Source organism: Bacillus sp. F56 (assembly GCF_001748205.1).
GTDB classification, from domain to species: Bacteria; Bacillota; Bacilli; order Bacillales; family Bacillaceae; genus Bacillus; species Bacillus stercoris.
In genome coordinates this window covers 240003-265828 of sequence record NZ_BDFC01000009.1, presented here as the reverse complement: position 1 = coordinate 265828, position 25826 = coordinate 240003, and the positions used below count along the sequence as shown (strand labels likewise).

Genomic DNA, 25826 nt, shown 5'->3' with positions numbered 1-25826 from the left:
GTTTTTTGTTACATAAAAGCGGGATGGCAGCTGGAAGAAGAAAGCACAACAAGCGTGGTTGGTTTTCCATGGGCCATCGAGGCGTCAATAAAATCTTCAAGCGTATGTACCGATTCTGTCACGACCTTTGTCACATAGCTGTACATACCCGTGATACGGTGGTTTTCTGCTACATCAGGATGCGATGTTGCAAAGGCAGCGTAGTGCTTGCAGCTTTTCGGCTCCATGAGAATAAAAGCGGTGACATGCTTGTTTAGTTTTTCGTAACAGATATTCGCGCTGTAGCCGGTAATCACTCCCTTGTCTTCAAGCTTCCTGACACGCTCCGCCGCGCTTGGTGAGCTGAGTCCGACAAGCTTTCCAAGCTCAACCATCGTTAATCTGCCATTTCGCTGCAAATGCGAGAGAATCTGAAGGTCTGTATCGTCCATTTGTCTGGCTCCTTTACATATTTAGGCGAATGAATGAAAATTCCTTTGATCATAAGGTAATGCTGTTGATTTAGCTTCATTGTAGCATATGGATGCCGTCTTATTTTTTCTATAATAAAGCCATCAATCAGAGAGGAGGCATCATGTTGCCAGAATTACAGCGCTCTATTACTTGGATACAAGGGACGGCGTTAACGATTGGGGCCGTTTTAGGCTGCGGGATATTAATTCTGCCGTCTGTAACAGCTGACGCAGCCGGCCCCGCTTCTTTATTTGTTTGGGTGTTTATGTCCTTCTTATCTTTTTTTCTTGTCGGCACGCTGGCCCGGCTTGTGAAAATAACGCCCAGCGCGGGAGGAATCACGGCTTATGTACAGCTGGCCTTTCAGAAAAAAGCCGGGGCTATTTTGGGCTGGATCATGTTAGGGTCCGTTCCGATCGGCGTTCCCATCATCGCTTTGACTGGCGCGCATTACGTCAGTTACGTCACAGAGGCGGCGGATTGGCAGGTTACATCGATTGCTGGTTGTATGCTGGCTATATCTATTTTGCTTCATATGAGAGGGATTCAACTATCCGCAAACATCAGTACACTCGTTATATGTGTCATTGTGTTTCTGCTTGTCACTTCTATTGCTGTGTCATTGCCACACGTCACGATAGCAGAATTCAAGCCGTTTCTTCCGCATGGCTGGTCTGCCGCGGGATCTGTTTCAGTTATGATTTTTTTCTCTTTTGTAGGCTGGGAAATGATTACCCCGTTGGCTGAGGAATTTCATCGCCCTGAAAAAGATGTCCCGCTCAGCTTGTTTTTGGCAGCGTCTTGTGTGGCAGGGCTGTATATCATGCTGTCATTTGTGACGGTGGGGACTCATTCATATGGAGAGAATGGAGAAATTGCATCGCTTGCCATGCTCATCTCAAAAGGAGCAGGAGAAAGCGGTGTATATGTCACGGTATGTTTAGCGCTCTTTATTACATTCGCCACCATACACGCCAATATTGCTGGTTTTTCAAGAATGGTGTACGCATTGGCGAGAGAGGGGCACATACCCGTATTTTTTGGAAAACTAAGTGCGACAAAACGTACGCCTATCCGTGTTTTGACCGCGATGGCCGCGGTGTTTGGCTTAGTGCTTGCAGCGCATGGCCTGTTTCAAATCGATTTGACGACTCTGTTGAAAGGGCCGAGCGCGGCTTTCATCGCATCTTACATATGTACATTGGCGGCTGCACTGAAACTCCTGAGCTGGAGAGATTCGGGCTGGTGGATGGCGCTCGGGGCATTTGTGGCGTGCGCAGTGATTTACTCATTCAGCGGCTGGGCGCTTCTTTATCCGGCAGTGCTGGCAGCTGCAGGATATTTCTATATGAAAACAAAGGGTGGACATAAAAAAAAGCTCGATCACGTTTCGTGATCAAGCTTTTTCATTTATCCGTTTTGCTGGCCGTTATTTCCAGAATCGCTGTTTTGAAACATGTAGGTCACAGGACAGAATCGCAGGATTCCCGAACCCGCTTTCATGGCCCCCATAAAGATGTAAAAGAGATGCATTCTGCACCAAGGTTTTTTCGTAAACTTTGCGCTCGCGGCTGACATAATCGTCAATCCGCAGGCGATTCTGAAGACGGCATTGATGAGACTGATGTTTGGCTTCATGGAAATCCGCTCCTTTTTACTTGAAAAAGTTTTTTAATTGAACCTTCAAAAATTTGTAACGTTTTTATCGTGCGTGATGAGGAAGGATGTGATACCATGAGTCTAATACATATAAAGGAGAGTATGTGAATGTCCGAACGCACCTTTAACTGGAAAAACAAAGACATCAGGGCACAGGTTGATGTTGTAGACTCAAAGCTGCTTCCAACGCTCCTTTTACGGAATGCTCTCGTCTTAAATCCATATGTAAAACAATGGCTGAAAAAAAACATTTGGATTTATCAGGACCGCATTGTTTATGTGGGTCATGAACTTCCGAATAGAGCCGAAAAAATTCATACGATTGATTGTGAAGGAAAATACATTGTGCCAGGTTATATTGAACCGCACGCACATCCTTTTCAAATATATAATCCCCAAACACTGGCGGAATATGTGTCTCAATACGGAACTACGACATTTGTGAATGATAATTTATTTTTGCTTTTGCAAAGCGGAAAAAAGAAAGCGCTTACGATTTTGAATGAACTCAAAAAGCAGCCTGTCCAGTATTTCTGGTGGTCACGCTATGACCTCCAGACAGAGGTTTTGAACGAGGACCACGTTCTTCCGTTTGATGTCAGAAAACAGTGGATTGAACATCCGGATGTCATTCAAGGCGGAGAAATGACCGGATGGCCTCGCCTTGTAGATGGTGATGATTTAATGCTCCACTGCATGCAAGCTACAAAGAAACAAAGAAAACGCATTGAAGGGCATTTTCCCGGCGCTTCTGATAAAACGCTTACAAAAATGAAGCTGTTCGGAGCGGATTGCGATCATGAAGCGATGACAGGTGATGAAGTGATGAGAAGGCTGGAACTGGGCTATTATGTTTCCCTTCGGAACTCTTCCATTCGCCCTGATGTAAGAAAAATCTTGCAGGAGCTGCATGAGAAGGGCTTCCGCTATTATGACCACTTCTTTTACACGACAGACGGCGCGACGCCGAATTTCTATAAAGGCGGCATGACAAACGAGCTGATCCGCATTGCGTTAGAAGAAGGCGTACCTGCCATTGACGCCTACAATATGGCATCATTTAATATTGCAAAGTATTACCAAATGGATGATTATTTAGGAGTTGTCGGACCTGGCAGACTGGCTTCGCTGAACATACTGGAAGACCCGCTAAATCCAAATCCCGTGACTGTTCTGTCAAAAGGGACCATCCTGCGAGAAGACGGCTGTGATTTGAAGGCGTTTACAAATATGGACTGGAACAAAGGCGGTCTTGTCCCGCTTGAGCTTTCATATGATATGACGATGGATGATTTGCAGTTTTCCATGCCGATGGGCGTGAAAATGCGGAATGCGGTCATTATGGAGCCGTATATGATTGAGATCGACAATTCGATGGAACAGCTCTCATTTGAGCATGATGAAAGTTATTTGACAATGCTTGATAAACATGGAAAATGGCGCGTCAACACAATGATAAAAGGCTTTGCCTCAAGCGTGCAGGGATTTGTTAGCTCCTTTACGACGACTGGCGATACTGTCGCGATTGGTAAAAATAAAGCGGATATGCTGCTCGCTTTCGCCCGCATGAAAGAGATCGGGGGAGGAATCGTTCTGGCGGAAAACGGGAACATTCTGTATGAAATTCCGCTTGCGCTGTGCGGCTGCGCCTCTTCAGAAGCATATGAAGTCGTGCTTGAGAAGGAACAGAAGCTGAGAGATCTTTTGACAGAAAGAGGCTACAAATTTAGTGATCCCGTCTATACGCTGCTCTTTTTGCAAAGTACGCACCTTCCGTATATACGCATTACGCCAAGAGGAATCTTCGACGTCATGAAAAAAACTGTACTCTTTCCATCGATAATGCGTTAAAATATAAAAGAGCGGGGAGCCGACATATGAAAAAATGGATGACAGTTTGCGTGCTGTGTTTCGTGTTTTTTCTGCTTGTATCCTGCCAGCAGAAGGACGCTGTCCCGGATTCCGCAAAGAAGCAGAAAGCTCCTTTGACGGGACTGGAGATAGAACAGAAGGTGACTGAACGCCGGCCTGTTGCTGTTGTGGTGAACAATCACCCGAAGGCGAGGCCGCAGTCTGGACTGTCTAAAGCCGACATTGTCATAGAAGCGCTTGCAGAAGGGCAGATCACACGATTTCTGGCTATTTTCCAAAGCCAGATGCCTGAAACTGTCGGACCTGTGCGGAGCGCGCGGGAATATTTCGTCACTCTCAGCAATGGCTTTGACAGCATATTTGTCCATCACGGCTGGAGTCCCGGCGCCAAAGAGCAGCTAGAATCCGGAGCTGCCGATTATATAAACGGATTGGATTTTGACGGAAGCTTATTTTGGAGAGCTGATTTCAGCAAACCGCCCCATAATTCCTACACGTCTTATGATTACATAAAAAAGGCGGCGGAACAAAAGGGATATAAGCTGAAGCGGGAAACAAATCCGCTGCTGTTTCAAACATCAGAAGCAAAACCTGCAAATGAATCTTACAATGTTCGGGTAGATTATGGAACAAAAAACGTTACAAATCTTGTCGAATACAACTATGATAAAAAAGCTGAATCTTATACAAGAAGCTCTGATGGTGTCATAACGACAGACCGGGAAACCGGAAAGCCGGTTGCAATGCAAAATATTTTCATTGTTGAAGCCAGCCATCATATTATTGATCAAGATGGAAGGCGGGACATCGACTTGGAATCAGGGGGGAAAGGTCTGTTGTTTCAGCACGGAAACGTCATTGAAACAGACTGGAAACAAGTGAATGGCAGAATTGTGCCGATAAAAGACGGCAAGTGGCTTCCGTTTGTGCCAGGAAAGACTTGGATCAATATCGTACCTGATCTTGATGCGGCTTCCATTAGTAAAGGAGAAGGTGTGTAACGATGCAAATCGATAAATTACGCGGCAAAGAGCTGGACCAGTTATTTAACTCGATCTTATCGCTGAAAGACCTGGAGGAATGTTACCGGTTCTTCGATGATCTATGCACAATTAACGAAATTCAATCGCTGGCTCAGCGCCTTGAAGTGGCGCGCATGCTTCGCGAAGGAAACACGTATCATAAGATTGAAACAGAAACAGGCGCTTCCACAGCTACGATTTCCCGTGTGAAACGCTGCTTAAATTACGGAAATGACGCTTATGAAATGGCGCTCGACCGTGTGAAGGAGACGGAAACTGAGTCTTCTTCTAAATAACAAAGAACCGCCCTGCCGTTTGGCAAGGGCGGTTTCTTTATGAAACAAATTGATGGATCAGGTTGTCGATATCGACAATGCTGCCATCCTCTTTTCGATAGACAACATGCTCCTTGGAAAAGTGAACCGGCGAATTGATTCCTGCTGCGGCTGCAAGGTTAAACAGCCCCTCGCGCAGTGAAATAACATAGTTGCAGACACGGTGCTGTTTTTCCTCAATGCTCAATGCTTTTTGCAATTTTGGATCTGTTGTCGCCACGCCTGCTGGACAGGTGTTGTTGTGGCAGACGAGAGCACGGATGCAGCCAACCGAAAACATCATGCCGCGTGCGATGTTGACAAAGTCAGCGCCGAGAGCTAAGGCGACCGCGATTTTATCAGGAGTCAGGAGCTTTCCGGAAGCAAAGATTTTCAGCTGTCTGCGCAACCCGTACTGTCTAAGAAGCGTGTCAACAATAGGGAGCGCTGTCATAATCGGAAGGCCGACTGTATCCGCGAGCTCGTAAAAGGAAGCTCCGGTACCGCCTTCACTTCCGTCGATCGTGATAAAATCCGGATGCTTTCCGCTTTTCTGCATATAAGCGAAAAGCTCATGCAATTCTTCAGGATGCCCTGCGACCAGTTTGATGCCGACTGGCTTTTGCCCGACATCCCTAAGTTTTTCAATAAAGTCGAGCATTTCAGGAGGGTTTGAGAATTCATAAAAGCGGTTCGGGCTGTCAATCGACTTTCCTGGCTCGACATTCCGAATGTCTGCCACTTCCTCTGATACTTTGGCGCCGTCCACGTGGCCGCCCCGGGTTTTTGCTCCTTGTGCCAGCTTTAGCTCAAACGCTTTAATCTGGTCAATTCTGCTTTTTCTTTTAAATTCCTCCCACGAAAATTCTCCATTTCTTTTGCGCACGCCGAATAGGCCCGGTCCGATTTGGCAAATGATATCGGCGCCGCCCTTTAAGTGATACTCAGACAATCCTCCCTCACCTGTATTCATCCAAGTGCCGCCTGCCTGATGGAGCCCTTTTGAGAGCGCCGTAATTGCCCGTTCTCCGAGGGAGCCGTAGCTCATTGCAGACTGGCCGACTAATCCCTTCACGTGAAATGGCTTCTCGCATGTATGCTCGCCAATCACCTGCACATCATCAGGATGAAGAAAATACGGATCTGCCTTGATGCGTTCGGCGTGTTCCTTGCGTTTGAAGAGATTGTTTGCATCCATTTTATAGATTTGGGTTTCAATTTTTGGCGTTTGATTTACGTGCATTTCTTCCCTTTGTTTTGGAAACATAGCGTTACGGATATAATAGCCGGGTTTATCAAAATCTCTTACAGATCCAAAGCCCATCATTCTGCTTTTGTATTTGCCAGAGATAACCGTTTGCTCATATTCCTTTCGTGAAAAAGGCTGCTCTTCATTGTCATTGCTATATAAATACTGTCTGAGCTCCGGCCCGATTTTTTCAAGGATATACCGAAACCTTCCGATGACGGGGTAGTTGCGAAGAATTGAGTGCTCCTGCTGTTTTTCATCCTTTATGTAGATCCAGGCAAATAAGACGATCGGGATAGCGATGATCCCAATGATAAATGCGATGAGTGCAATAATAATGGTTTCCATCTCTCAGCCTCCCTTTTTTATGTAACCATTTCCACAGTTGAACACTTTCCAAACAATAGCAGAGGGAATCTGGTGAAAAATGTGCGCTTTTGCAGAAATAAGACTCACTGCGCAGGTACGTCCGCCTGCTCTCTTTTTTATGAAAAAAGAATCAAAACACCTTTTTCAGTGAATAACGAGATTAACGGCTTTTTCCGTTTTTCCGCGCTATGTGAATTTGTTATAATGTTTAAATGGTAACAAACGAATGGAGGAACGTATGACGTGTACGATGTAACAGAGTGGAAGCATGTCTTTAAACTCGATCCAAATAAAGATTTGCCTGACGAACAGCTGGAGATCCTTTGCGAATCAGGAACGGATGCGGTCATTATCGGAGGAAGCGATGGTGTGACAGAAGATAATGTCCTGCGGATGATGTCTAAGGTCAGACGGTTTTTGGTGCCGTGTGTCCTTGAGGTGTCAGCGATTGAAGCGATCGTTCCCGGCTTTGACTTATATTTTATTCCGAGTGTATTAAACAGCAAAAACACGGATTGGATTGTCGGAATGCACCAGAAAGCCATGAAGGAATATGGAGAACTGATGTCTATGGAAGAAATCGTGGCGGAAGGCTACTGCATCGCAAATCCAGATTGCAAAGCGGCGGCACTGACTGAAGCGGATGCCGAAATGAGTACTGACGATATTGTCGCTTATGCGCGTGTGTCAGAGCTGCTGCAGCTGCCGATTTTTTATTTAGAATACAGCGGCATGCTTGGAGACATAGAAGCTGTCAAGAAAACGAAGGCTGTATTGGAAACGTCCACCTTGTTTTATGGCGGCGGCATCAAGGATGCAGAAACGGCCAAACAGTATGCAGAGCATGCGGACGTGATCGTTGTAGGCAATGCGGTGTATGAAGATTTCGACAAGGCTTTGAAAACAGTAGCGGCTGTGAAAGGCGAGTAGTAAATTGTACGGATTTGGTTTATGATAGAACATATGTTTTGTATAGGCGGGTGAACAAATTTTGAATTATATTAGCAATCAATTACTAAGCGGTTTAAATCCCGTTCAGCAGGAAGCAGTCAAAACAACGGACGGGCCTCTTTTGCTGATGGCGGGAGCGGGAAGCGGAAAGACGCGTGTCCTGACACACAGAATTGCTTATTTAATGGCAGAAAAACATGTGGCGCCGTGGAACATTCTGGCGATCACATTTACCAATAAAGCGGCACGCGAAATGAAAGAACGTGTGGAAAGCATCCTCGGGCCCGGCGCGGACGATATCTGGATTTCCACATTCCACAGCATGTGCGTGCGGATCTTGCGCAGAGATATCGACCGGATTGGGATTAACCGAAATTTCTCCATCCTTGATACGGCGGACCAGCTTTCAGTAATCAAGGGGATTTTGAAGGAGCGCAATCTTGATCCGAAGAAGTTTGACCCGAGAAGCATCCTTGGCACGATCAGCAGTGCGAAAAACGAATTAACCGAACCGGAGGAATTCTCTAAGGTTGCAGGCGGCTACTACGATCAGGTGGTCAGCGACGTATATGCTGATTATCAGAAGAAGCTTTTGAAAAACCAGTCGCTCGATTTCGACGATTTAATTATGACGACGATTAAACTGTTTGACAGAGTGTCTGAAGTGCTTGAATTTTATCAGCGCAAATTCCAGTACATCCACGTTGATGAGTATCAGGATACGAACAGGGCACAATACATGCTCGTTAAGCAGCTTGCCGAGCGTTTCCAGAACCTTTGCGTTGTCGGGGACTCTGATCAGTCGATCTACAGATGGCGCGGCGCGGATATCACCAACATTCTTTCATTTGAAAAAGATTATCCGAATGCAAGCGTGATTTTGCTAGAACAAAACTATCGTTCAACGAAACGGATTTTGCGCGCGGCTAACGAGGTCATCAAAAATAACTCTAACCGCAAACCGAAAAATTTGTGGACGGAAAACGATGAAGGCATCAAGATTTCTTATTATCGCGGTGATAATGAGTTCGGTGAAGGACAGTTTGTGGCCGGCAAAATTCATCAGCTTCACAGTTCAGGCAAGCGGAAGCTGTCGGATATCGCCATTTTATACCGGACAAACGCGCAGTCCCGTGTGATTGAGGAAACGCTTCTCAAAGCGGGCTTGAACTATAACATTGTCGGCGGCACAAAGTTCTATGACAGAAAAGAAATTAAAGACATTCTTGCGTACCTGCGCCTCGTATCCAATCCGGATGACGATATCAGTTTCACGCGCATTGTCAATGTGCCAAAGCGCGGAGTTGGCGCGACATCACTTGAGAAAATCGCTTCGTATGCGGCCATAAACGGTTTGTCATTTTTCCAAGCGATTCAGCAGGTTGATTTTATCGGCGTCAGTGCCAAAGCAGCCAACGCGCTTGACGGCTTCAGACAGATGATTGAGAACCTGACCAATATGCAGGATTACTTATCCATTACAGAGCTGACAGAAGAAATTCTTGATAAGACCGAATACAGAGAAATGCTGAAGGCTGAGAAATCGATCGAAGCCCAAAGCCGTTTAGAAAACATCGACGAGTTCCTGTCTGTTACGAAAAACTTTGAACAGAAAAGTGAGGACAAGACACTCGTTGCGTTCCTGACAGACTTGGCGCTGATTGCAGATATCGATCAGCTCGACCAGAAGGAGGAAGAGTCAGGCGGCAAGGATGCAATCACCTTGATGACACTGCACGCCGCAAAAGGGCTGGAGTTCCCGGTTGTTTTCTTGATGGGGCTTGAAGAAGGCGTCTTCCCGCACAGCCGTTCATTAATGGAGGAAGCGGAAATGGAAGAAGAACGCCGCCTTGCTTACGTTGGGATTACAAGGGCGGAGCAGGAGCTCTATCTGACCAACGCCAAAATGCGCACCTTGTTTGGCCGAACGAATATGAATCCGGAATCTCGCTTTATTGCTGAAATACCGGATGATTTATTGGAAAACCTAAATGAGAAAAAAGAAACGAGAGCGCCGTCTGCGAGAAAAATGCAGCCGAGACGCGGCCCTGTTTCACGTCCGGTATCCTACGCCAGCAAAACAGGCGGCGACACCTTGAACTGGGCAGTCGGAGATAAGGCGGGCCATAAAAAATGGGGAACAGGAACTGTCGTCAGTGTGAAAGGCGAAGGAGAAGGGACGGAGCTCGATATTGCCTTCCCGAGTCCTGTCGGCGTGAAACGCCTGTTAGCAGCATTTGCTCCTATTGAAAAGCAGTAATTGAAGAGGAAAGGAAGAAGCAGATGGACAAAGAAACAGCCAAGCAGCGGGCAGACGAACTGCGCCGCACCATCAACAAGTATAGCTATGAATATTACACCCTAGATGAACCGAGCGTCCCTGATGCCGAATACGACAGATTGATGCAGGAGCTGATTGCGATCGAGGAGGAGCATCCAGACCTCAGAACGCCTGACTCTCCTACGCAGCGCGTCGGCGGAGCCGTGCTTGAAGCGTTTCAAAAGGTCACCCACGGCACACCGATGCTCAGTCTGGGCAACGCCTTTAATGCTGATGATCTCCGTGATTTCGACCGCCGTGTGCGCCAAGCCGTCGGTGACGATGTGGCGTATAATGTGGAGCTGAAAATAGACGGTCTTGCTGTTTCTCTCCGTTATGAAGACGGCTATTTTGTCAGAGGAGCCACACGAGGTGACGGAACGACGGGAGAGGATATTACTGAGAATCTGAAGACGATTCGCAATATCCCGCTCAAAATGAACCGTGAGCTGTCGATCGAAGTGCGCGGCGAGGCGTATATGCCGAAGCGTTCGTTTGAAGCACTCAATGAAGAACGAATTAAAAATGAAGAAGAACCGTTCGCTAATCCGCGAAATGCCGCGGCAGGATCACTTAGACAGCTCGATCCGAAAATTGCAGCGAAACGAAACCTCGATATCTTCGTCTACAGTATAGCGGAGCTTGACGAGATGGGTGTGGAGACGCAAAGCCAAGGGCTTGATTTTCTCGACGAACTCGGATTTAAAACGAATCAGGAACGAAAAAAATGCGGCGACATAGAAGAAGTCATTACGCTGATCGATGAGCTTCAGGCGAAGCGCGCTGACCTGCCGTACGAAATAGACGGCATTGTCATTAAAGTCGATTCTCTCGATCAGCAGGAGGAGCTCGGTTTTACGGCGAAAAGCCCGCGCTGGGCCATCGCGTATAAGTTTCCTGCTGAAGAGGTCGTGACGAAGCTTCTCGATATCGAATTAAATGTCGGCAGAACGGGTGTGATCACGCCGACCGCGATTCTTGAGCCGGTAAAAGTTGCCGGCACAACGGTCTCAAGAGCATCCCTTCATAACGAAGATTTAATTAAAGAGAAGGACATTCGGATTTTGGATAAGGTCGTCATCAAAAAAGCGGGCGATATCATTCCGGAAGTCGTGAACGTCCTTGTTGAACAGCGCACAGGAGAAGAAAAGGAATTCAGCATGCCGACGGAATGTCCTGAATGCGGGAGCGAACTTGTCCGGATCGAAGGAGAAGTAGCGCTTCGCTGCATTAACCCTGAATGTCCGGCGCAAATCCGGGAAGGGCTGATCCATTTTGTTTCTCGCAATGCCATGAACATTGACGGGCTCGGCGAACGAGTGATCACACAGCTGTTTGAGGAAAACCTTGTCCGCAATGTGGCAGATTTATATAAGCTGACGAAGGAACAAGTCATCCAGCTCGAACGCATGGGTGAAAAGTCCACTGAAAACCTGATCAGCTCCATCCAAAAATCAAAAGAAAATTCGTTAGAGCGCCTGCTGTTTGGGCTTGGCATCCGCTTTATCGGATCAAAGGCTGCAAAGACGCTCGCCATGCAGTTTGAAAGCTTGGAGAACCTGAAAAAAGCCTCTAAAGATGAACTTCTCGCGGTTGATGAAATCGGTGAGAAAATGGCTGACGCGGTCATCACCTATTTTCATAAAGAAGAAATGCTTGAACTCTTGAATGAACTTCAGGAGCTGGGCGTAAACACGCTTTACAAAGGCCCGAAAAAAGTAAAGGCAGAGGACAGTGATTCTTACTTTGCCGGTAAAACAATTGTTCTGACAGGAAAGCTGGAAGAGCTGTCAAGAAACGAAGCCAAAGCGCAAATCGAAGCGCTGGGCGGAAAAATGACGGGAAGCGTCAGCAAAAACACAGACTTGGTCATCGCCGGAGAAGCGGCGGGAAGCAAGCTGACAAAAGCACAAGAGCTGAACATTGAAGTGTGGAATGAAGGACAGTTAATGGAAGAGCTAAAGAAATAAGAGGAGTGTTTTCTATTGAAAAAGACGTTGGCATTGGCGGCAACGGCGGCAGTATTAATGCTGTCTGCCTGCTCGTCAGGTTTTGGGGGGGAGAAGGAGGAAGAGATTACGCAAAAGACGGCGAAATCGTCAGAAAAAGCGATTGTCCCGAAATATAATATCTCTGACTCCTATTACAAAATGGTGCTGCCGTTTAAGGCAGGCAAAGCGCGCGGCTTAACAACGGAACAGCTGAATACTAGGCTGGACATTGACGAGTTTGAAACAGGGCTGATGCGTCTTGCCCAAGATTCTTTCTCGACTGACGATTATCTGTTCCAAGAAGGACAATATTTAGATGAGGATACAGTATTAAGCTGGCTGGCACGGAAAAAAACGGGCTCTGATTTGAAAAAAGCCGAAAAAGAAGATAAAAACTTCAAAAATGAAGGCTTGAACCCAGCGCTCCCGAGCTCTGGTTCAACAGAAGAAAAGAACGAAAGCAGCCCGATTTATTTAGCATCCATGCTTGAGCACGATTATTTAGTCAGAAAGGACAAGAATTCTATCCAGCTTGGCGGCGTCATGATCGGACTGGCGTTAAACTCAGTGTATTACTATCGTGAAAAAACGGGCGACCCGCAAAAAGAAGTGGAGATTAAGGACAGCACGCTCCGCCAGCAAGGAGAAAAAATCGCACAGGAGGTTATTAACCGCCTCCGTAAAAAAGATAACTTGAAGAATGTGCCGATTACCGTCGCGCTTTATAAGCAGGCGTCGAAAACATCGATTGTGCCGGGGAACTTCATCGCCAAAACAGAGGTCAAAGCAGGCTCTACTGATATCTCAAATTGGGATGACATCAATGAAAAATACGTATTCTATCCAGCGGATACAACCACAGCAGAAAAGTACCCGGATGACACCGAGGTCTTTAAGCGGTTTAAAAATTCAATTGAAGAATATTTCCCGAACTATACAGGCGTTGTCGGTACAGCGCTGTATGATAATGATGAAATGAAGAAAATAAAGATTGACATACCAATGCAATTCTACGGAAAAAGTGAAGTTGTCGCGTTTACCCAGTTCCTAACGGGTGAAGTGATGGACTACTACTCTAAAGGCTCAATTGATGTCGAAGTCAATATCACGTCCTCAGACGGACAAGAAGCGGTCATTATCCGCAATGCCGGAGATAAAGAGCCGACTGTTCACATTTATGACTAATATTGGATGACCCCTTGTGCCGCTGCGGCGCAGGGGTTTTTTGCGTTTTTTTTGAAGGCTAAGTAGCATTGGAGAGGGTGTTTATTTATGTTATGATGTTCTAAAAATAGAAAAGGGTTGAAATTATGAAAAATAAATCCTTTTATTTTATATGGGCGGGCCAGTCAATTGCCAATTTAGGAGATTCTTTATACGTGCTGGTACTGACTCTATTTACGTATCAAGTCACAGACTCGGCCTTCTTGGCATCGCTGGTAGCCATGATGCAGTTCGTGGGTCAGTCATTAAGCGCAGTATTTATACCGATTTTCATTCATAAATACAGACTAAAGCACATTTTGATTTTTTTACAGTTAACGCAAACCATTCTGTTATCTTTGTTGCTTCTCATATTTATGATAGATTTTAAATCTATTTTTATTTTTTTCTTTATCGTATTTTTAATGTCGCTGTTAGACGGAGGAACGATTCCAGTCAGAAATTCAATGATTCCCCGCTTTGTTCCAAAATCCATGTTGTTGAAAGCAAACAGCTTGGTGCTGACCTCTGACCAAATCGTGCTCCTGCTTGGATGGATGCTCGGCGGTATTTTGATCAAATGGCTCGGGCCGCAATTGCTGCTATTGTTGACTTTTGCGCTTTATGGCACCTCTACAGTCTCTTTATTTTTTGTCAAGGATGCGGGAAAAGGAGATGCAGAAAAGGAAGAAACCGAGTCCTTTATGGATAAAATTTCTTCTGGGTGGAAAGCGATTTATCGCATGCCTGTTATCAGAATGCTGACTGTTCTTGAGCTTTTATCCATGTTCGGCAGAAGTATTTGGACAGGAGCCATTATCCTTGTTTATGTCGATGAAGTGCTGCATAAAAGCGAAACATGGTGGGGGTTTATTAACGCAAGCTATTTCGCCGGCACCATTACAGGCGGTTTAATCGTTTGGAAACTTTCAAAAATAATGAATGGAAAACTGTTCTCGATGATTTTATGGACATCACTTGCCATCGGCGCTTGCACACTATGCCTTGCGCTTAATAAGTATGCGTTGGCATCGCTGCTTTTTGTCTTTATTTTAGGACCTTCATTTCAGCTCCGCGGAATTGCGATCAGAACCTATGTGCAGGAGAGCATAAATGAAACTTTGCTTCCGAAAATACTGTCGGCTCAGCATACAATAAGTACATTTGTATACGGTGCATCGATCTTAATTATGAGCAGTCTTACTGATTGGCTGGGTGTCCAATATGTATTTTTCTTAAATTTTATTATTTTTACTGTTTCAGCGCTTTTATCTTTAAAACTAAAAAATGAACAAATATAGACAATCTTTTATAAATATTTACAAATTATTTGTTATGTGTTTAAATTGGTGATGTAAAATACTATTTGTAAAGAGGTGGAAATGTTGAGTGGTAACTTGAATTTATTTCCTCTTTCTCATCATCAAAAAAGAGTTTTAAATATTGAAAATTTATACCCCGAAACAGCTATTAATCATATTGGCGGCCTTATCCAAATCAACGGAAAACTTCATCTTGAGACATTAAAAAAAGCCATTCAGCATTGCATCAGACAGACAGAATCCCTCAGAATACGGCTCGTAAAGCAGGAAGGATCAGTTCTTCAATACATAGACGAAAAAGTGCAGGCCCATGTGCCATCAGTCGATTTTACTTCAACCGACCATCCATATGAAAGAATGCTAGATTGGGCCGAACGGGAATTTAAAATCCCTTTCTCTTTGTTTGATGGCGCGCTTGTTCAATTTTATGTTTTCCAAACAGATGAAGCAACATGCGGGTATTTAATAAAATGCCATCACATTGTTGCTGACGGCTGGTCTATGAAAATCATCATTGATAAGATTAAGGATCTGTACATGCTTCTGGCAAAAGGAGAACTGCCTGAAGAAGCCGCTGATGACTATTCAATTCTCATAGAAAAAGAGAAAAAATACCTTTCTTCGCCACGATATCAAAAAGATGCCGCATTTTGGAAAGGAGAATTTTCTCATTTGCCGGACAGCTTCTTGTCAAAAAGTTCAGCGAACATTGCTGGTAAACGCAAACGATTTAAACTAGACCAAGAACATTCTGCTGCTGTTTATGAATTTATTCAAAAGCAAGGCTCTTCGTTAAACGCATTGTTTACCGCATCGCTGTTTTGGTATGTAAGCAAAGCAACGGGAGAGACTGATTTGATAATCGGCACGCCGGTGCTAAACAGGTCTGGAAAGAAGGAAAAAAGCACGGCGGGGATGACTGTCAGTACGATGCCGTTCAGAAAGAAAACAGACCTTGACCAGCGTTTCTCAGATTTTTTACAAGAAGTCAATTCAGACTATCTGAAATACTTTCTCCACCAACGGTACCCCTATGACGAACTGATAAAGGAATTACAGCTGGCAAAACAGGGATATGACCAGCTCTTCCAAATGTATATCAATTCATACAACACCGACCTTGCTTCTGATATAGATGGATGCCATGTCGAATATGATGAATTATATAACGGATCACAGCCTTATTCCCTTCAAATTGCGGTTAAAGAATGGGATGAAGGCGGGGCAATCGAATTGCAGTTCGACTACAAGGTAGCGGATTACAGCGAAACGCAAATTCAGCAATTGAAAGACCGTTTACTTCGCCTGATTTTATTGCTTATCGAGGACCCAGATATTCAATTCAGACATTTGTCTATATTAACTGAACAAGAAAAAAGGGACGAGATATTTAAGTGGAATCAGACGCAGGCCGACTATTCGAAAGAACAGACAATCAATCAATTAATTCAAGCAACAGCCTCACAGCATCCGTTTCGGACAGCGATAGAGGATGGGGGCAGACATGTTACTTATCAGGAACTGGATGAACGCTCCAACCAAATTGCCCGCTGCCTAATACATAAAGGAATAAGCCGCGGTGATTTTGTTGCCGTGAGCATGAAACACTCACCGGAGTTGATTGCTGTTTTACTGGGCATTTTAAAAACAGGCAGCGCTTATGTGCCGATCGACCCCGAGTATCCCGCGGAACGAATCAAGTATATTTTAGAAAATAGTGAAGCGGCGTTTTTGATTACAGACCCTCTTTTTAAAATAGACTGCCGTTTGCCAAGGCACGTGAAAAAAATCAGTATTGACTGCACCATGTTCAACGATTTAGATACGGGACAGTTAGACATCAGGAACGATCCTTCCGACATCGCATACATGATTTACACTTCTGGATCAACAGGGCAGCCGAAAGGCGTGATGATCGAACATCAAAGCCTTGTGAACTACATAACATCAGCCTCTCAGAATTATACTTCTTCCCAAGAGGACAGCTTTGCGCTTTACTCATCCATAGCTTTCGATTTAACCGTTACATCCATTTACACCCCATTAGTGACAGGAAATAAGATTGTCATTTACAGACAAGAAGATATCCCGGAATTTATACTTCATCAAATCGTAAAAGAAAAGAAAACAGCTGTCATCAAGCTGACACCAGCGCATTTAGCGTTGCTGAAAGATGCAAACTTAAAAGATTCCTCTATTAAAAGAATGATTGTTGGCGGTGAGCAGCTGTCTGTTTCTTTAGCACGCCAAATAACAGAAGCATCGGATCACCGCATCGAGATCTTTAATGAATACGGGCCGACAGAAGCGACCGTTGGGTGTATGATCCACAAGTATGACCGAGAACAGGATCAGCAAGCCTCGGTTCCAATTGGGGTTCCGCTGCAGAATACTGAAATTTATTTATTAGATGAACAGCTGCAGCCGGTATTGCCGGGAACTCAAGGCGAAATGTATATATCAGGCGATAATGTCGCCAGAGGATATTGGAAGCGTCCGGATTTGCAAACCGAGCGTTTTCTGGATAACCCTTTCATAAAGGGCAGAAAAATGTATAAGACAGGAGATCTGGCGAAGAGAACGAATAGTGGATTGCTTGAATATGCAGGGCGTAAAGACCATCAAATCAAATTAAGAGGCTACCGTATAGAACTGGGAGAAATTGAATTAGCCCTGCTTTCTCTCGCGGAAATAGAAGAAGCGGTTGTCATTGATTTTGATGATTCACAGGGCGGAAAGCAATTGGCGGCATATGTAGTGAGCTCTGCACCTGTGCCAGTGCTGGAGCTTAGGAAAAAGCTTTCTGGCAAACTGCCCGTTTTTATGGTCCCGGCCTACTTTATCAAGATGGATCATATTCCGCTTACGCAAAATGGAAAAACAGACAAAGAAGCGCTCCCTGATCCTTTACTTTATCAAGAGCAGACAGATTACGGATTGTTAAATGAAGAGCAGAAAGAAGCTGAGGCGGTTCTTTTGGAAACCGCGAAGGAGATTCTCGGCCAGACAGACATTTGCCCAGAGGACCATTTTTATCAGCTTGGCGGAGATTCTATCAAAGCTATTCAATTCGTTTCGAAAATGAAAGAAAAAGGTCTTTTTATCAAGACTCAGGATATTATGACATATCCCGTATTTAGAGAACTTGTCAGTGCTGTGACCAGCAAACAATCGCCTGCAATTTCTCAACAACAGGCTGAAGGCAGAGTGATGGGCACACCGATTACCCAATGGTTCTGGTCTTTGGATTTAAAGTGCGCTCATTTCTGGCATCAATCGGTAATGCTAACTGCTGAAAAAGAGATTTACCTTGAAGACGTTAAGACGGTTCTGTCTCTTTTAATCAATCATCATGACAGCTTGCGAATGAATGTAGAAAAAGAGACGAATGCCTTGGTCTATCACAATACAGATATCGAACCTTATATTGAATACTGGGATCTGTCTACTTTTTCCGAGGAAGAGCAAACCAAACAAATTGCGGTAATCGGGCAGGAAATGAGAAAAAGCACGGACTTATACAATGGAGTGCTTTTTAAAACCGGCATGATCAAAGCAAACGAAAAAACGCATTTGTTATTTACAGCCCACCACTTAATCGCGGACGGTGTATCATGGCAAATCCTGATTGATGATTTTCTTGCTCTTTTAGATTCATTAGATAAGAAGGAAGAGAAGAGACTCCCTTTAAAGACACATTCTTATCAGGAATTTTCACATTCGATCCATGAATACGCTTATTCACGTGAAGCGGAGGAAGAATGCAGTTATTGGAATGAAAAAGTGAAAAAAATTGAGCCGCTCTATGGGATTTGTTCGGAAAATTCCAAAGTTGAAAATAGCATAAAACTGAAACGGGTTTTGACAAGCCAGTTGACCCAAAAACTGCTCAGTGAAGCAAATGAGGCGTATCAAACCAAAACAAATGATTTGATTATCACTGCATTAATCCGGGCTTGCCGTCATTGCACAGGCAAAGAGGTTATTTCTTTGGAGTTAGAAGGTCATGGAAGAGAGCCATTAAAGGAAGACTTAGATTTTTCAAGGACGTTCGGGTGGTTTACAGCAATGTATCCCGCAGTATTTCAGGCAGAGGCTGATCTGCCGGCGCAAATCCGTTCAGTGAAAGAAAACCTGCGCAATATCCCCAATAAGGGAATTGGCTACGGCGCTCTCACCTATTTGAATAAACGAATGCCGGATCACAAGAAGCCTGAGCTGCGCTTTAATTATCTAGGAGAAGTTGACCGTTTTTTAGCAGATAAATCAGAATACCGCATGACTTATTTAAATTCAGGCGCTGAGTCATCGCCTGAAAATGATCTGACAGTCAGTCTTGATTTGACAGCGGGAATCTATGGCGGACAGCTAACGTTGGATTTAATCTGCAGCAATCTTTATCAGACAGAGGATATGGAACAGCTTTTAGATGAATTTTCTGTACAGCTGGAAGAGCTGACTGAACATTGCTGTAAACAAGAGTCTGTCAAATATACGCCATCAGATTTCGAAACCGCCTCATTATCTATTGAAGAATTGGATTCCTTGTTCAAATGATGAGAAACGTATGGCTGGTTTTCTGTCTTTGTATCTTGTCGGTTCAAATCTGGAGCGGCGGACACGCAAGCGCTCAGACGCCAGTTGATAAGCGCATTGACGCTCTGATCGAAAAGCAAATGAAGGAAAGCGGAATACCGGGGATCTCAGTGACAGTGGTAAAAGGAAATGCTGCGGTTTACGAAAAGGGGTTTGGTTATGCCGGCGACAGGCATAACCGCCCTGTAACCGCCTCGACATTGTTTGAGTTGGGCTCAACCTCTAAAGCGTTTACTGGACTAGGCGTACTTAAGCTTGTCCATTCGGGGGCAATCAGTCTAAATGACCCTGTCAGCCGGTATATCAGCGGATTTTATGCAGTTTACAACGGAAAGAAAACAGATATCACAGTTCATCAGCTGCTGCATCATACAAGCGGAATTCCATTTTTATCAATAGCGGATATCAAGATTGATTCAAAGGAAGATGCTTTGGAAAAAACAGCGAAGGGGCTAAAGGGAGTTGAACTTAGTCATAAGCCGGGAAGCACATTTGAATATGCCACAATCAATTATGATGTACTGGGATATATCATTGAACAGGCATCAGGCCAGCCGTACGAGCAATATATGGCTGAGCACGTTTTTAAGCAGTTAGGTATGTCAAACACGTATGCTGGGCGGCACGCTGGTAATGACGGAGATGTATCATCAGGTTTTAAAATTGGGTTTTTAAAGGCGAGAGTCTATGACGCGCCTGAGTATCGGGGAAACACGCCTGCCGGATATATTATCACGAACGCAAAGGATGTATCCAAATGGCTTCGATCTCAGCTGAATCACAGTGACGGTGATATAAGCCGTTTGATTGAGCAAAGCCACCTGCCTGATAAAAGCGTAAAAACGGACGAGCCTGGCGTGTATTACGGTGCGGGATGGTCAATTTTTGAAAAAAAGGGCAGAGTCAAAGAATTGTTCCATGCCGGCTCCAACCCGAACTTTTCTTCGTTTATTATCATCAGCCCTGACGATAATGCGGCTGTAGGGGTTTTGGCCAATATGAACAGCGCGTACCCTGAGAAAATCGCTCGTTCTGTTTTACAAGTGATTGCCGATCAAAACCAAAAGCAGGACGGTTCTGTCACTGATCCGTTTCAGGTCATTGATAAAGCTGCGGCTGCCTTGCTGGTTTTATTCAGTTTATTGCTTATTGTTCTGGTGTGGAGGGTTTATATTTTTGTAAAAAACGTTAAAACGAAAAATGTTCCCGTTCAGCAGCGAACAAGAATAAAGGCGCTGCTTTGGGGAGGGTTGCTGGCAGCCGGAATAGTGGTGCCGAAGCTTATTTCACTCTTTGCCTTTAATGGCTTGCCTTGGAGCATGATATTTATTTGGGGGCCCGGATCTCTTCGTTATTTGGCGGCGGTTTATGGTTTGCTGCTCCTTGCCTCCTGTCTATTCGGTTTAACCGCTTGTTTTTTCAATCACCGTGCCGCAAGAAGGAGTGAGACGCATGAAATGTGAAACATCCATCCTTGGTATTCAGCCGTTTAACGACCTATTTTATCGCAGCTGTTTTTTTAACTGTTATTTTTCCGTGGTTCGCTCGTTTCAGCAAGAAATCTATCCTTATCTTTTAAATGACATGTATTCGTATCAATTGGATGAAGACGGTTATCCAATGGTTGATCGGACAGAAGTTTATGATCCTGAGTATGTCATGAATCAGCAGGGAATCATCGCGGATAAGCAATCGGTCAGCAGCAGTCTCATAGCTGATGTGAAACGCGATGTTCTTAAACATAAACCCGTCATCATTTGGTTGGATACATATGCGCAGCCTTATAGACAGGAATATATGTCTAAGCATAACCGGAACAACATACTGATTTATGGCTTTCATGATGTAGATCAGTCTGTTCTTGCCATTGAAAACCGTTATCCCGATAACTTGTCATATGAAGCCAGAAATATTTCATATCAGCATTTGGCCAAAGCCTATCAAGGCTTTCACAGTTATTTTCAGCCTCCTGCCGCTTTTCATTCTTATGCCTCCTTTTCTTATGATCCGGGCAGGGACCGCTCAGGGCAAAGCATTTTCAAGGATGCGGCTGCCTTCTTTGCTCAGAACATCACCGGGCATGTAGATCGGATGTTATCCGGTTTGGCGTCCTTCAGCCGGTTTACTGAGCAATTTCACAGCATAAGAGACAGCGAAAAGCTCCTTCATTCATTTAATGGAATTTTAAATGTGAAAAAAACAGAGCAATACCGCCTCGCATTTCTTCCGGATTTTCAACAGCTTGCCGCTGTGACATCTGACATTATTGATGAGTGGGAAGCAGCGCGGCATCTTGCGGCTAAGCTTTATTTTTCGGGAGGATCTTCTTCTGGTTATGAAGAGCGAATCAAAGATTCACTGAAAAAAGTGCTGGAGCTTGAAGCAGCCCATATTGAATGCCTGAAGGATATAGGAAAAGAGGAGAGGGTCAAATGATCAAATTATTCTGTCTGCCGTATGCAGGGGGTTCGAGCACCATCTTCAGCGGATGGAAAAGGTTTCTTGATGCGTCAGTTGAATTGGTGGCCCTAGAGCTTCCGGGACATGGAACGAGAATGTCTGAGCCATTGCTCAATCGTGCAGAATCCGTGACGGAAGATCTGTTTATGCAAGCAAAATCTCATTTGGGTGATTCGGATTATGCCATTTTTGGGCACAGCATGGGATCGCTGCTTGCATACGAATTGCAAAGGAAATTAACCATGGAAAATAAACAGCCGATCCATATGTTTTTTTCCGGGCGTTTCCCGCCTCATATCCCGGAAAAGAAAGTGCTTCATCAGCTTTCAAATTCCGCTTTAAAACAAGCGATTATTGAGATGGGGGGTGTACCGGAAGAATTCAGCAAAAATGAGCAGGTGCTTGACTTTTTCCTTCCTATTTTAAGAGCTGACTTTGAGTTGCTGGAAACATACAGGAATACAGCAGTTGCTCCATTATCCTGCGATATTTCGGTTTTTTACGGAAAACGTGATCTGCCGTCAGTGCTGTTTGATTTATCTGATTGGAGTCAGTACACCGATCAGACATGCAGATTTTACGAATTTGAAGGAGATCATTTTTTCATTAATCAGAAGACAGAAGAAGTGACAGCTAAAATCAATCATATTTTGAATCAGACAGGAGTGGTATGAAATGGATTTCAGAACTGCCGGTGTTATCGGAGGAGGCGTCATGGGGGCCGATATGGCTCTTGATTTATCTGCGAATGGGTATCAAGTGATTTTGCTGGATATCAGTGATGAAAAACTGAAAGCCGCAGAGGAAAACATTAAAAAGACATTCAGGCTTGTTCAACTGATGCGGAAAGAAAAATTCAGCATGTCATTGGAAGATGTGCTTAATAACATTCAATTCACAACTGAGCCGCACAATGTGGAGCCGGCTGATATCATCATTGAAAACGTAACAGAAGATTGGGAGATCAAAAAACAAGTGTATTTACAGTTAAAGGATATCTGCCGAGAGGATGCCGTCTACCTTGTCAATACAAGCTGCATCTCAATTACGAAGGTCGGTTCACTGATGCATCGTCCGGAAAAGGTAATCGGAGCACATTTTATGAATCCTGTTCCTCTGAAAGAACTTGTAGAGGTGATACGGGGCGATGCCACCTCTGACGAGACTGTCAATGCAACCGTTGAGTTTTTGAAATCTTTCGACAAAAACCCTGTCGTCGTTCATGATTTGCCTGGCTTTGTGTCAAATCGTGTGTTAATGCTGACCATTAATGAAAGCATTTGGACGGTACAAGATCAAGTGGCGACACCTGCCAATGTGGATAAAATTTTCCGCGGCGGGTTCGGGCATAAAATGGGTCCGCTCGCGACTGCGGATTTAATAGGTCTCGATACAATCCTTAACTCCTTGCTGGTTCTATATGAAAGCTACAAAGATTCAAAGTTCAGGCCGTGTCCGCTGCTCGTGAAAATGGTAGACGCAGGAAAGTTAGGGAGAAAGTCAGGACAAGGATTCTTTCAATACAGTTAAAGGAGGGGCAGGCCATTGAAAAAGGGAGTTAAGTGTGTTGTCTGGGATTTAGATCATACGCTATGGGATGGTATTCTGCTTGAATCAGATGATGTAAAGCTGAAGGAACATATCAAAGAGATTCTGACTGAGCTTGATGAACGCGGCATATTGCTGTCTGTCGCCAGCAGAAATGACGAAGCTGCTGCTATGGAAAAATTAAAGGAATTTGGAATAGACCATTTCTTTTTATATCCGGAAATCAGCTGGAATGCCAAATCGGTCTCTTTGGAAAAAATCAGCAAAAACCTCAATATTCATAAGGATACGCTTCTCTTTATTGACGACCAAGCGTTTGAAAGGGAAGAAGTGAAAAATGCCCATCCGGAGATTTCGTGCTGGGATGCCGTTCGGTATAAGGATCTAATCGTCGACCCGTTGCTGAAGCCTGCATTTGTAACAGAGGATGCCAAAAGACGCCGGCAGATGTATCTGGAGGATGATCGCAGAAAAGAGGATGAAGAGCAGTTTGAAGGACCGTCCGAACAATTTCTTGCCACTCTGAATATGAAGTTTACGATCAGCCATGCGCAAGAAAGCGACTTGCAGCGGGCAGAAGAGCTTACGGTGCGTACAAACCAGCTGAATGCAAGCGGAAAAACATACGATTATCAGGAATTAAATTATTTCCGAGAATCAGACTCTCATATGCTGCTAGTCTGCGAACTTGAGGACAAGTACGGCTCTTATGGAAAGATCGGACTCTCTTTAATAGAAGAAAAGGGAGATGAATGGCATATTAATCTTCTTTTAATGTCATGCCGGGTTATGTCCCGCGGTGTCGGTACCATATTACTGACAGCTATTTTAAATGAAGCGAAACAAAAAGGGAAAAAACTGTTTGCCGATTTTAAACAAACAGATCGCAACAGAGTCATGTATATCACCTATAAATTTGCCAATTTCAAAGAACATACGAAGGGCCCGGACGGCTACATTCTATTTGAAAATGACCTGAGCCAGATTCAGCCATATCCTGCGTATGTCGAGGTCAAAACGGAATTCAGCCAATCACCTGTTGCGGGAAGCAGCAATTAATCTAAATAGCGGGGAGAGCAAATAGATGAATCTTCATGAACAAATTAGAGAATATATTGAACAAAATTTGGTGGTCTTTGACGATGAAATCGAATTAACCAATGATGATCACATTTTTGAAATGGGATTTGTAAATTCTTTATTTGCGATGAAGCTTGTAACATTTCTTGAGCAAAACTTTGGGTTTCAGCTTGATAACGAAGATTTAGATATTGCCAACTTCAGCACAGTAAACCGAATCGTCAGCCTAATTGAAAAGAAACAGAACGGAGCGCTTGCTAATGAAAACAGCTGAGATGAAAGCCGACATCATTCAAGATTTCCGGGATTACTGCGATGAAAAAATCAGACCTTTTGCAGGCGAGTTTGATGAGAAGGAATGCATCCCGGCAGAATTAATAAAAGAGTTAGGGAGCAAGTCTTATTTTGCTGCGGGGATTCCGGAAGTTTATCACGGATTGGGATTGAACCCTGTCGAGTACGGTTTGTTCACTGAACAAGCAGGAAAAGCGTGCTGTAATATTCGAACCCTTTTGACTGTAAATTCGTTAGTCGGTGAATCTCTGCTGCGGTACGGTACAGAGCGCCAAAAAGAAGAATGGCTTGTCCCCATCGGAAAAGGAGAGAAAATCGGAGCGTTTGCATTGTCTGAACCAAACATTGGTTCAGACGCAAACCACATTGAAACATCGTATACAAAAAACGGAAGCAGCTATGTCATCAACGGCAGAAAAAAATGGATTTCCTTTGGCGCCATTGCTGACTTTTTTCTGGTTATAGCCCGGGATGGAGAAGTGGTTACAGCCTTTATTGTAGACAGCCGCCAGAGCGGAGTAACGGTAAAAAAAATGGAAGGCATGATGGCCAATAGAGCTTCTTATCTTGCGGAAATAGAGTTTGACAGCGTCGAGGTTTCTGATGACCAAATATTAGGGCCAATCGGGGGCGGTTTTAATTACATCGTTAACTTGGCTTTGGATCATGGCAGATACAGTGTGGCATGGGCCGGATTGGCGATTGCGCAGGAAGCCGTCGATTCTTTAGTCACATACTCACGGAAGAGAAGCCAATTCGGAGAGAAGCTCTACAAACATCAAATGATTAAAGGAATGATCGGTGATGCCGTAACACAGCTGCATGCAGCCCGCGCCTTATGCATGAAAGCCGGCGAAATGCGGATGAAACAAGATCCAGAGGCCGTGACGGAAACGTCTGTCGCGAAATATTTCACTTCAAAGGTTGCTGTTGAGATTACCAATTCAAATGTGCAAATCCATGGAGGAAGCGGCTTCAGCAGAGATCATTCAGCAGCCCGCCTGTACAGAGAAGCCAAAGTATTGGAGATCATTGAAGGAACTTCTCAAATTCAGCAGCAAGTTATAGCGAATTATGGATTGAGACGATATTTTGTCAAACATATATAGGCAGAGGATGGAGA

At 44.5% G+C, this 25826-nt stretch carries 20 protein-coding genes; 17 read left to right on the top strand and 3 right to left on the bottom strand.

Translation table 11 applies throughout. From position 1 onward, the window contains the following. Positions 1-8: 8 nt before the first annotated feature. Positions 9-431 carry an Lrp/AsnC family transcriptional regulator gene (locus tag BFW96_RS16665; RefSeq protein WP_069840063.1) on the bottom strand — a complete coding sequence of 141 codons (423 nt, stop codon included), beginning with the start codon at positions 429-431 and terminating at the stop codon, positions 9-11. A 143-nt stretch (positions 432-574) separates the two neighbouring features. Here BFW96_RS16665 and BFW96_RS16660 point away from each other — a divergent pair, with 143 nt between their 5' ends. After that, complete coding sequence (locus BFW96_RS16660; RefSeq protein ID WP_069840062.1) at positions 575-1849, top strand: APC family permease; 1275 nt, start codon at positions 575-577, stop codon at positions 1847-1849. 14 nt (positions 1850-1863) lie between these two features. Here BFW96_RS16660 and BFW96_RS16655 read toward each other — a convergent pair whose 3' ends face one another. Next, positions 1864-2091, bottom strand: a complete 228-nt coding sequence (locus tag BFW96_RS16655; RefSeq protein ID WP_040083954.1) for a YgaP family membrane protein — start codon at positions 2089-2091, stop codon at positions 1864-1866. Between the two features lie 129 nt (positions 2092-2220). Here BFW96_RS16655 and BFW96_RS16650 point away from each other — a divergent pair, with 129 nt between their 5' ends. The 3 genes from BFW96_RS16650 to BFW96_RS16640 are packed head-to-tail and all read left to right on the top strand — an operon-like array spanning position 2221 to position 5302. After that, positions 2221-3963, top strand: coding sequence for an adenine deaminase (locus tag BFW96_RS16650; protein WP_069840061.1), 1743 nt, complete (start codon positions 2221-2223; stop codon positions 3961-3963). Positions 3964-3989: 26 nt separating this feature from the next. Then, the gene (locus BFW96_RS16645; RefSeq protein ID WP_069840060.1) at positions 3990-4985 is read left to right on the top strand and encodes a DUF3048 domain-containing protein; all 996 of its coding nucleotides are present in this window, start codon (positions 3990-3992) and stop codon (positions 4983-4985) included. Between the two features lie 2 nt (positions 4986-4987). Beyond that, on the top strand, positions 4988-5302 hold the full coding sequence (locus tag BFW96_RS16640; RefSeq protein WP_003219429.1) for a YerC/YecD family TrpR-related protein: 315 nt from the start codon (positions 4988-4990) through the stop codon (positions 5300-5302). A gap of 37 nt (positions 5303-5339) precedes the next feature. Here the strand turns inward: BFW96_RS16640 and BFW96_RS16635 are convergent, their stop codons facing one another. After that, positions 5340-6917, bottom strand: coding sequence for an FMN-binding glutamate synthase family protein (locus BFW96_RS16635; protein WP_040083950.1), 1578 nt, complete (start codon positions 6915-6917; stop codon positions 5340-5342). 264 nt (positions 6918-7181) lie between these two features. On the opposite strand from BFW96_RS16635, the gene pcrB reads away from it, so the two are divergent. The 13 genes from pcrB (at position 7182) to BFW96_RS16570 (ending at position 25812) form a co-directional block, all read left to right on the top strand. Then, entirely contained in the window at positions 7182-7868 is a 687-nt protein-coding gene (pcrB, locus tag BFW96_RS16630; RefSeq protein ID WP_040083949.1) for a heptaprenylglyceryl phosphate synthase, read from the top strand. 61 nt (positions 7869-7929) lie between these two features. Further along, a complete protein-coding gene (gene pcrA, locus BFW96_RS16625) occupies positions 7930-10149 on the top strand; it encodes a DNA helicase PcrA (protein ID WP_069840059.1) in 2220 nt (739 codons plus the stop codon). A gap of 23 nt (positions 10150-10172) precedes the next feature. Then, a complete protein-coding gene (ligA, locus tag BFW96_RS16620; protein WP_069840058.1) occupies positions 10173-12179 on the top strand; it encodes an NAD-dependent DNA ligase LigA in 2007 nt (668 codons plus the stop codon). 15 nt (positions 12180-12194) lie between these two features. Next, complete coding sequence (locus tag BFW96_RS16615) at positions 12195-13385, top strand: CamS family sex pheromone protein (protein WP_014663077.1); 1191 nt, start codon at positions 12195-12197, stop codon at positions 13383-13385. Positions 13386-13510: 125 nt separating this feature from the next. Continuing rightward, positions 13511-14704: an MFS transporter gene (locus tag BFW96_RS16610; protein WP_069840057.1), complete on the top strand. Its 1194-nt coding sequence runs from the start codon at positions 13511-13513 to the stop codon at positions 14702-14704. Positions 14705-14785: 81 nt separating this feature from the next. Further along, a complete protein-coding gene (locus BFW96_RS16605; protein ID WP_069840056.1) occupies positions 14786-19282 on the top strand; it encodes a non-ribosomal peptide synthetase in 4497 nt (1498 codons plus the stop codon). Continuing rightward, a complete protein-coding gene (locus tag BFW96_RS16600) occupies positions 19279-20784 on the top strand; it encodes a serine hydrolase domain-containing protein (RefSeq protein ID WP_069840055.1) in 1506 nt (501 codons plus the stop codon). Before BFW96_RS16605 ends, BFW96_RS16600 begins: the two co-directional genes overlap by 4 nt. Beyond that, positions 20774-21757: a cysteine peptidase family C39 domain-containing protein gene (locus tag BFW96_RS16595; protein ID WP_069840054.1), complete on the top strand. Its 984-nt coding sequence runs from the start codon at positions 20774-20776 to the stop codon at positions 21755-21757. The genes BFW96_RS16600 and BFW96_RS16595 overlap by 11 nt, the downstream gene beginning before the upstream one ends. After that, complete coding sequence (locus BFW96_RS16590; RefSeq protein ID WP_014663082.1) at positions 21754-22455, top strand: thioesterase II family protein; 702 nt, start codon at positions 21754-21756, stop codon at positions 22453-22455. The genes BFW96_RS16595 and BFW96_RS16590 overlap by 4 nt, the downstream gene beginning before the upstream one ends. A gap of 1 nt (position 22456) precedes the next feature. Further along, positions 22457-23311, top strand: a complete 855-nt coding sequence (locus tag BFW96_RS16585) for a 3-hydroxyacyl-CoA dehydrogenase family protein (protein WP_069840053.1) — start codon at positions 22457-22459, stop codon at positions 23309-23311. Positions 23312-23326: 15 nt separating this feature from the next. Next, on the top strand, positions 23327-24388 hold the full coding sequence (locus BFW96_RS16580) for an HAD-IIIC family phosphatase (RefSeq protein WP_014663084.1): 1062 nt from the start codon (positions 23327-23329) through the stop codon (positions 24386-24388). Positions 24389-24413: 25 nt separating this feature from the next. Beyond that, positions 24414-24683 carry an acyl carrier protein gene (locus BFW96_RS16575; RefSeq protein WP_003240117.1) on the top strand — a complete coding sequence of 90 codons (270 nt, stop codon included), beginning with the start codon at positions 24414-24416 and terminating at the stop codon, positions 24681-24683. Next, positions 24670-25812, top strand: a complete 1143-nt coding sequence (locus tag BFW96_RS16570) for an acyl-CoA dehydrogenase family protein (protein WP_069840052.1) — start codon at positions 24670-24672, stop codon at positions 25810-25812. Before BFW96_RS16575 ends, BFW96_RS16570 begins: the two co-directional genes overlap by 14 nt. Positions 25813-25826 lie beyond the last annotated feature (14 nt).

Excerpts from the sequence above, each read along its gene's own strand:
- BFW96_RS16665 (WP_069840063.1), bottom strand. The coding sequence starts at position 431 with ATGGACGATACAGACCTTCAGATTCTCTCGCATTTGCAGCGAAATGGC.
- BFW96_RS16660 (WP_069840062.1), top strand. The coding sequence starts at position 575 with ATGTTGCCAGAATTACAGCGCTCTATTACTTGGATACAAGGGACGGCG.
- BFW96_RS16655 (WP_040083954.1), bottom strand. The coding sequence starts at position 2,091 with ATGAAGCCAAACATCAGTCTCATCAATGCCGTCTTCAGAATCGCCTGC.
- BFW96_RS16650 (WP_069840061.1), top strand. The coding sequence starts at position 2,221 with ATGTCCGAACGCACCTTTAACTGGAAAAACAAAGACATCAGGGCACAG.
- BFW96_RS16645 (WP_069840060.1), top strand. The coding sequence starts at position 3,990 with ATGAAAAAATGGATGACAGTTTGCGTGCTGTGTTTCGTGTTTTTTCTG.
- BFW96_RS16640 (WP_003219429.1), top strand. The coding sequence starts at position 4,988 with ATGCAAATCGATAAATTACGCGGCAAAGAGCTGGACCAGTTATTTAAC.
- BFW96_RS16635 (WP_040083950.1), bottom strand. The coding sequence starts at position 6,917 with ATGGAAACCATTATTATTGCACTCATCGCATTTATCATTGGGATCATC.
- ligA (WP_069840058.1), top strand. The coding sequence starts at position 10,173 with ATGGACAAAGAAACAGCCAAGCAGCGGGCAGACGAACTGCGCCGCACC.
- BFW96_RS16610 (WP_069840057.1), top strand. The coding sequence starts at position 13,511 with ATGAAAAATAAATCCTTTTATTTTATATGGGCGGGCCAGTCAATTGCC.
- BFW96_RS16605 (WP_069840056.1), top strand. The coding sequence starts at position 14,786 with ATGTTGAGTGGTAACTTGAATTTATTTCCTCTTTCTCATCATCAAAAA.
- BFW96_RS16600 (WP_069840055.1), top strand. The coding sequence starts at position 19,279 with ATGATGAGAAACGTATGGCTGGTTTTCTGTCTTTGTATCTTGTCGGTT.
- BFW96_RS16595 (WP_069840054.1), top strand. The coding sequence starts at position 20,774 with ATGAAATGTGAAACATCCATCCTTGGTATTCAGCCGTTTAACGACCTA.
- BFW96_RS16590 (WP_014663082.1), top strand. The coding sequence starts at position 21,754 with ATGATCAAATTATTCTGTCTGCCGTATGCAGGGGGTTCGAGCACCATC.
- BFW96_RS16585 (WP_069840053.1), top strand. The coding sequence starts at position 22,457 with ATGGATTTCAGAACTGCCGGTGTTATCGGAGGAGGCGTCATGGGGGCC.
- BFW96_RS16575 (WP_003240117.1), top strand. The coding sequence starts at position 24,414 with ATGAATCTTCATGAACAAATTAGAGAATATATTGAACAAAATTTGGTG.
- BFW96_RS16570 (WP_069840052.1), top strand. The coding sequence starts at position 24,670 with ATGAAAACAGCTGAGATGAAAGCCGACATCATTCAAGATTTCCGGGAT.